We start from the raw sequence: 7,335 nt of genomic DNA on the forward strand, positions 1-7,335 counted from the left end.
CGCTTCATAGGCTTTATAAATCGTGACTAAATCCTTTATCTTTAATTGAGAAAAAAGTAAGTCAGAAGGTGCTTGCGAAATACTTAATTTTAAAATTTCTTTTTGATCTATATGGGAATTAATATCAGTAAGTGCTAATAATTGTGCAGTTTCATGACTGAATAAAGGATAAGGGCCATAAGTATGAATATGTTGCTCTACCAGTTTATCGGCATTAAAGGCCACGCTATCTAGTTGTCTAGTATTTAATTCTTTTAAAAAAGGAGCTAAACACTCCAATGTTAGGTCTTCATAAGGTAGCCCTAAATGGCGTAATAATAAATTCGTCGGGAAATCAGAAATATGCTTATCTCTAATTAAGGCAATTAATTCATTTGGACTAAATAAAACGAAGTTTTGGCCGGCATAGCGCTGGTAAAAACAAAACTGGTAATAAAGCGAGTCTAACGTTAAACTACTCCAAGTCGCCTTCATGTTAAGTGATGCTAAATCACGTTTATCTTTACGGCCTAAAAAAAAGCTTTTAACAAGGGCTTTATCTTTTGGCGTTCCTGTTAAAGCAATTTCTGTAAATTTAGTTAATAAACAGCGCACGGTAGAATTATTATTATTTAAATTAATTTTTCTCCCATCGACATATGAATCGGCCGCACCGCGGAGCGCCTTATAATTGTTATCGTAAAATTGAATAAACTGTTGCTCAAAAGGCTCGCTGGTCTGAAAAGTGTCCACCAGCTGATGATGTCTTGCACCATCTTGAATAACCGCCATGGCTAACCAACCGGGATGAGAAGGATATTCCTCTTTTAGATGCCTAGGTGCAGAAAATTCAATAGTTCTTATGCCATCGCTTACTAATATCGCTTCTTTAAAATTATCAGGAAGAGCGGATAAAACAATTGGATGCGTAATCCCTAAATGCCACAATAGCTCGGCAATATCGCCTTCTTTATCAGCTTTGGCCCACGCTAGAAAATTATCTAATTGTAGAGCTTGCTTTTCATCAAATCCTTGCCAATTAATATGGAGTCCAATATGGGACGCAAAAAAACGTTCATTCCCAGTTGGTACCATTCCTTGATGATTTTTTTGGTAGGTTGCTAGATGATTACGTCCTCCTCCTGTTGGAAATAAATGAAGGGATAATTTTTTATAAATACTTTTAAAGAGTTTAGCTTGTTCTTTAGCTGTTGATTCATCCATAGCGTTGCTAAAATTCCTAACACTGTCTTGCAGGTCTTTAAAGGGTCCCAGCGCTTTTAAGTTTTTTTCATGAGAGTAATAAGAATCTGAAAAGGGCAATTGATGAATAGCTACATAAATGCGATCAAAGCCTGGAACTCTTAATTCAAAGGCTTGATTAATGAGTTTATCGACAGCTTGAATTTGTGCTTCATCAGACCAGTCAATCGTTAAACTATAAAGCAGTTGGCAAAACTCGCGTACTCGAATCCCGGGTATTTCTGTTAACTCATAAGGTAGCAACTCATGCTCCTTAAGTGAAGAAAGTCGCTCAGTTAAATAATTAAGTTTTGCCACAACAGAATCTTGCTGCTCAAAATTTTCTTGGTAAAAAAAGGTAGGTTTAATAGCTGCTACTTCTGTACGCACTGCTGCTAACGAACCGGAAAAGCTAGTTTCTTTTAGACTCGTTGTATCAGAAGCAAAATAGGTCATGAGGTTTTTGATGCGTTGTTCAAAGGTTGCGGGTAAGGCTTTTTCTTGCAGTATATTTCTCATTATATCGGGTAAAGCTTGCGCGGGCTCTTCTTCTTTATGAGCCTCATAAAATTGTTGAGCTCGTCGTAGATAATTTATGACAGCATCGCCATTATTCGACACATTTAAAGCTTCACGGTCTAGTTCATATAGTGATGGTGCACTTAGATTGTTATTAATACCCACGCCATATTTTTTTACCGTCAATAACTGCTGAGCTAAAGCAAACCGTAATTCTGCCCTTAACGCTTGATCATCAGTATGGTTAAAAAGCTCGCGATGAAGAATGATAGTTGGTTCCTGAAAGCCTGTTATCGTTTGAATTAATTGATTACCGGCGGTGGTTAAATAAAATTTAATATTTAGATTAAAGTTAGCTGGTCTTACTTCTTTAAGTAAATCATTGAGCAGTTGATTGGTTTGCTCAAATTGCTCTCCATCAATTGCAATTAATTGGTTTTCTTCGATTAGCAAGGGGATAAGCTTAGCAAATTGCGTATTACCAGTTATTTGTAAATAAATGTCATTTTTATTTAGAGTGCGTAGGAAATTTGCGTCTTTATTATCAAAAATTACAGCGGAATAATTCTTTTGCTCGCCTCCATTTATATAGCGATAAGATAAATAGTCACTTGCTTTAAAAACCAACTTTTTCCACGAATCAAAGACAATGGCTTCAGTTCCCCAGGTCGACATATCAGTTAAGTCACTATTGGGGTCTCGATTAATGACTAAAAAGACATGATTATCATCATAAAGCCCGTGGTTATAATAATCATTACAGATAGCCTCTATAGTTGTGTCCCAGTCTAAACGTTGTCCTTTTAATAACTTCACTAACGCAAGAGAAGTATGCTCACCACATTGGCCCACTCGGACCTGCATCCGCTCTAAATATAAACCCTGACAAAAATAATTAAGCTTTTGCTTAAGGTTGGCAATCTCCGATGCCTCTAAATTATTCCCTAATGCCTGTGATAGAACATCTTTACCATATTGGTTTCGATAATCAACTAAAGCATCTCGTTGTTTAAAGCGTTCTTTTAAGTCATTGTCTTGAATTTCGAGTTCTTGACCGGAATAGAGTATTTCTAATGCGCTCGACAAATTTATTTTGAAGTATTGCTCTATTTCTTTTTCCAAAAGGACTTGATCTTTCTCAAAGTAATCTTTCTCTGCTCCCTCCTCCATCCTCTGTAATTTGTCAGAAAAACTATACTTTCTTGCGATAATATCATTATCGCGCAGTTTTTTAACACTACGTTGTAGTTGACTTTGAAACATTTCTTTAAGCGCTGGGGTTAGGCTTGTGCTTGTGCAGTGATTATCGTATAAAAATTGTTTAAATAGTTGGTTGATATGTTTATAAAGATCATATAAAAAATGCTGCTCTTCATTATTTTCGATATAATTTAGCGCATCTTCTAAATTGTCAAAGTAATTAGGTGTGAAAATGAGCTGTTGATTAACCTCTTCATTGAGTTGTTTAAGAATAGCTAGATTTCTATCGACTTTAGACTGCATTTGAATTCTACAATAAGTAAAAATTTCGTCATTATATTAAGAAAATATTAAGGAATTATTAAGGAATTATTAAATATTCTATAAGTTTTTGATTATATTAATTAAAATAAAATTATCGTATAAGGGGAAAGTGGCTCTACCCTAAATAAGGGGGAATTTTAATCAAGTTAGATTAAACTAACTCTTTGATTTGACGGTCAAAAGAGAGATTAAAATACCCAATAAAAATTATATCCTAAATTTACTTGGCTTAGCTATTAAGAAAGTAAGTGGCGAGAATCCAGTTTATTATAGAGGCAAGTTACAGGGGAGTGGTACGGTGTATACATTGCAATAATAAAAAATGACGCAAGAAAGCAAGCTTTGTTAGACGAGTACGTCATGAAAGTATAGGGTTACGTCGCAGTTATTTATTAATTAAGGGCTATAAGTATTATTGCTCGTTATGCCATCGCTATTTAATCAGCGTTTTCCCGGGAGACCCTATCAGCGTGCAAGTGAGCCACTACATAGACAAGTGTTTCATCAACATAGCCAAGGGGTAAGTCAGAAAGATTTGGCGCGCTATTTACATTGTGGTAAGTCGACGATTGAACGGTGGTATTATGAAGGTTATAGCTTGCGTCATAAGAAAATAGCCCATCGTTCTTGCCCACGTGTATTAGGGATAGATGAGCATTTCTTTAATAAAAAACAAGGCTATGCCACCACCTTTTGCGATTTAGCCAAGCACAAGATATTTGATATCGTCAAAGGACGCAGTGAAAAGGACTTAAACACTTATCTAAACACCTTAGAAGGCAAAGATAAAGTACGGGTTGTTTGTATTGACTTAAGCCCAAGCTACCGAGCTCTCATTAAAAGCCACTTTCCTAATGCTAAAATCGTTGCTGACCGCTTCATGTCATTCGCGTACTTAATCAATGTGCGCTCCAAGCTTATCAACAGCTTGATAAGGACAATAAATATCAACGCGGCTTGCTGGCAGCCCTTAGAGCTAATCCGGCGAACTTAACGCTTAAGCAGATGAATAAACGTGACGCCTACTTACTTAAACAACCTGCCATTGCCGCTACCTATTACTTTAAACAGCGCCTCCATCGTTTACTGATGAAAAAACATCGTACTGCTAAACAGTGTGCTCGCCTCATTCCTCTCTTCCTTAAGCGATTACAGCAGCTCAAAGACAGCCCTATTGCTTCTCTAAAAACCCTTGGCAAAACTATCTATCTCTGGCGGGATGAAATCGTTAGTATGTGGCGCTTTACTAAAAATAACGGCATCACTGAAGGCTTCCATCGTAAGATGAAGCTTATTCAACGGCGTGCTTATGGCTTTAGAAATTTTGAAAATTATAGGTTAAGAGTTAAAGTTTTGTGTTCTTGATTAATGCCCCCTAAAATAGGGATGACCCAAATAAGGGAAAGGAAAAAGTGTAAGTGTTTGGTGGCTATGGGTAGACTCGAACTACCGACCTCAGCATTATGAGAGCTGTGATACTTATATATGTAATGTATTGCAATGTACATTAAGGAACAAAAACAAATTAAAATCAAATACTTAATGAAATTTTATTTTGCATCATTATACATCGCTGTACTAGCTTTTCTAACAAAATTGCACCCTATATGCACCCTGGAAATAGATAGCTAATTTATTTTAATAAAAATTTGTCTTTAGAGTTTAAAATTGTATTTCATCTAACTTAAATTCGCTTAACTATTAAGCTAGTCATTTATGAAGTTTGAAAAAAAAGTTCATTCAATGGTCCTCAACGATAAAAAATAGCTGCTTCTAATACGTTGGGATCATCAAGTCGTGATTTTACAATAGCGCTTGTAAAAAAACCAAGGGCACTGTGGGCACTTTGCTGCGCTTTGCAAGCCCAGTTTACTAAGGTTAAAGCGTTTTTTAACTCATCTCTTAAAAGAGGATGAATTTTATCCTGATGATGTTGGGTAATATTAGTTAAAATAGCTTGCAAATCTTGGGTACTTAAATATTTCTGAAAATCTTGTAAGGCCAACAAACCTTTTTTAATGTGCATGAGGTAGGTGGCGGGTTTGTGTTCCTTAATATTTTGAGTAATTGTTTTTGACAGTAAACCATCGATTTGTGTCGCCAAAGTTTGTGGGTTTGACCAGTTTTTTGGACTTAACAGTTGTTTGAGAAGGGCGGCTAGCTGTTGGAGCTCCTCTGGTTTAGGTTCTTCTAGCGAGAGTTCACCAAAATCATATAACCCTAAATAAATGGTTTGCGATTCCTCATCAATGAGCGCACGCAGTTGATTACCGTGGCGGTCACTATCGAACTGCTTGCCTTGCAAGATATGAATTAATTCCAGAGTCACAATAGCGGTAGCAATGACTTTTTTGGCGGTGCATTGTTCTTGCGTATTGTCAGGTAGGTCATTAAATTCAGTCCCATACATGCGTTCAATCACGCGATAACCATCGCCACTACTCAGGTTGGTTGCCGAGGTTAATAACACCGTGTATTGTTGATTTTGCAGTGTCACCGATAGCGGGAGCTGATACATGGTATGAGCAAGGGCGTTTTGCTTATCGGAGATATGATAATCTAATTCCGCTTGAGATAAACGCTTGGCTTCGTCAAGCATGGTGCTTAAGGTATCGCGCATCGCTTGCGCTCGGGGGTGAGGACATTGCTCAATGGTTTTCATAAGTTGGTCAAAGCCTTTTTCAGCGTCTGCTTTGGCATGCTCACGCAATAAAATCAAGACTTTTTGATTGCCTGGTTCTTTATAATCGATGTCTAGTGCTAAATTGTAAGAGGCTGACCCTAACAAGGCACCCACGTGGTTAATATTCGCGATTTCAACATCAGGTAAAACATCGGTTAAAAGACGCCATAAATCCCAACGGGCAGGGGGATTAGCACGCCCTTTAATATGATGTAAATCCCGTTTGATATAATCAGGTGTTTGCGGATGACTGTGAATGGCTTGCGCAAGCTTAATATAAGCGGGTCCCATATGCTCACATAAAAGCGCTATTTTTTTACCAATGCCAATGTCGTTGTCAGCGGTAGCGGTCTCATTGGTCACCACTATTAAGCCGGCTAAAAGGATACTTCGTTCATATTTATTAGCAACTGCAAGATAGGTTTTTAAAAACTCTAAGGCTAATTCATCATCTGAATTTTTGATATGGGCCTTAGGAAATAGTTTCTGCGCTGCATAGGCAAAGGTGTCTTGATAGGCTGCGGCCATTTGTGCTTCAGTGATGACTTCACTGGCCGGTAACGCTAATTGATCCAATAAGACCGCGCGCTCAGTTAAATTGCAATCCCAGAACTGATAATAAAATTGACTAAGCGCTATTTTAGTTTGAGTCAGTTGCTCTTCTTTATCTATGAAGGATCTATAATGATCTAAACCACTTTGCAATTTACATAATACATCAGCTTTATTTTGCTTGACGAAATCGTCTGGTTTACCAGGTTTTTTTTGTTCGACTAAGTAGTTAGCAAAGGCATCTAAAGACTCGAGAGTAGGCGGGCTTGAAATAAAATCAAGTGCTTGTTCTTTGTCACTTTTATTTTCACCTAAAAAGGCAGTAGTAGTGGCTAAATTAGTGAGAATTCGTTCACTATTTTTAATATGGACTCGATTATAGTCTGTTGAATAGCGCTCAGGATAAAGCGTCATTCCCATGAGTTCACTTACTTTTTGTTGGGATTGAATGGCAGTTGCTAGCTTGGCTAATAGACGTTCTAGCTCTACATTAGTCAGTTTTTCTGAAAGGTTTGCAATGATGGTTTTTATTTTATTGAGATAAATTTCTGTGTTGTCATCTAAACCTAATAATTCGCTTTGGATACTGACCCACAGTTCAATAAGGCTATTACGTAATTGTGCGTCACTTAAGGGCCGCTCGTATTGTTGACGGTTTAAAAGGCTTTCAATCACTTCAGGTAGTTGCGCTTTAGGTACTTCTTTTAGTCGGCTAAGAAGTAATCGTCCCCAAAGTTGCTGTTCTTCAAAGGAAGTAAATAAAAAACTCGCTTCATAGGCTTTATAAATCGTGACTAAATCCTTTATCTTTAATTGAGAAAAAAGTAAGTCAGAAG

The 7,335-nt window shown here is 37.2% G+C and carries 1 protein-coding gene and 2 pseudogenes; 1 reads left to right on the forward strand and 2 read right to left on the reverse strand.

The genetic code is table 11. The features are described from left to right. The coding region (locus E1P04_RS17280) for a hypothetical protein (RefSeq protein ID WP_427853591.1) at nt 1-3,243 on the reverse strand (3,243 nt) is incomplete at its 3' end. A 214-nt stretch (nt 3,244-3,457) separates the two neighbouring features. Here E1P04_RS17280 and E1P04_RS17285 point away from each other — a divergent pair. Further along, nucleotides 3,458-4,629 (forward strand): annotated as a pseudogene (locus tag E1P04_RS17285) (ISL3 family transposase). Between the two features lie 385 nt (nt 4,630-5,014). Here the strand turns inward: E1P04_RS17285 and E1P04_RS17785 are convergent. Beyond that, nucleotides 5,015-7,335 (reverse strand): annotated as a pseudogene (locus E1P04_RS17785) (ABC transporter); the annotation flags it as partial.

The sequence above is a fragment of the Legionella gresilensis genome (assembly GCF_900639865.1).
GTDB lineage: Bacteria > Pseudomonadota > Gammaproteobacteria > Legionellales > Legionellaceae > Legionella_C > Legionella_C gresilensis.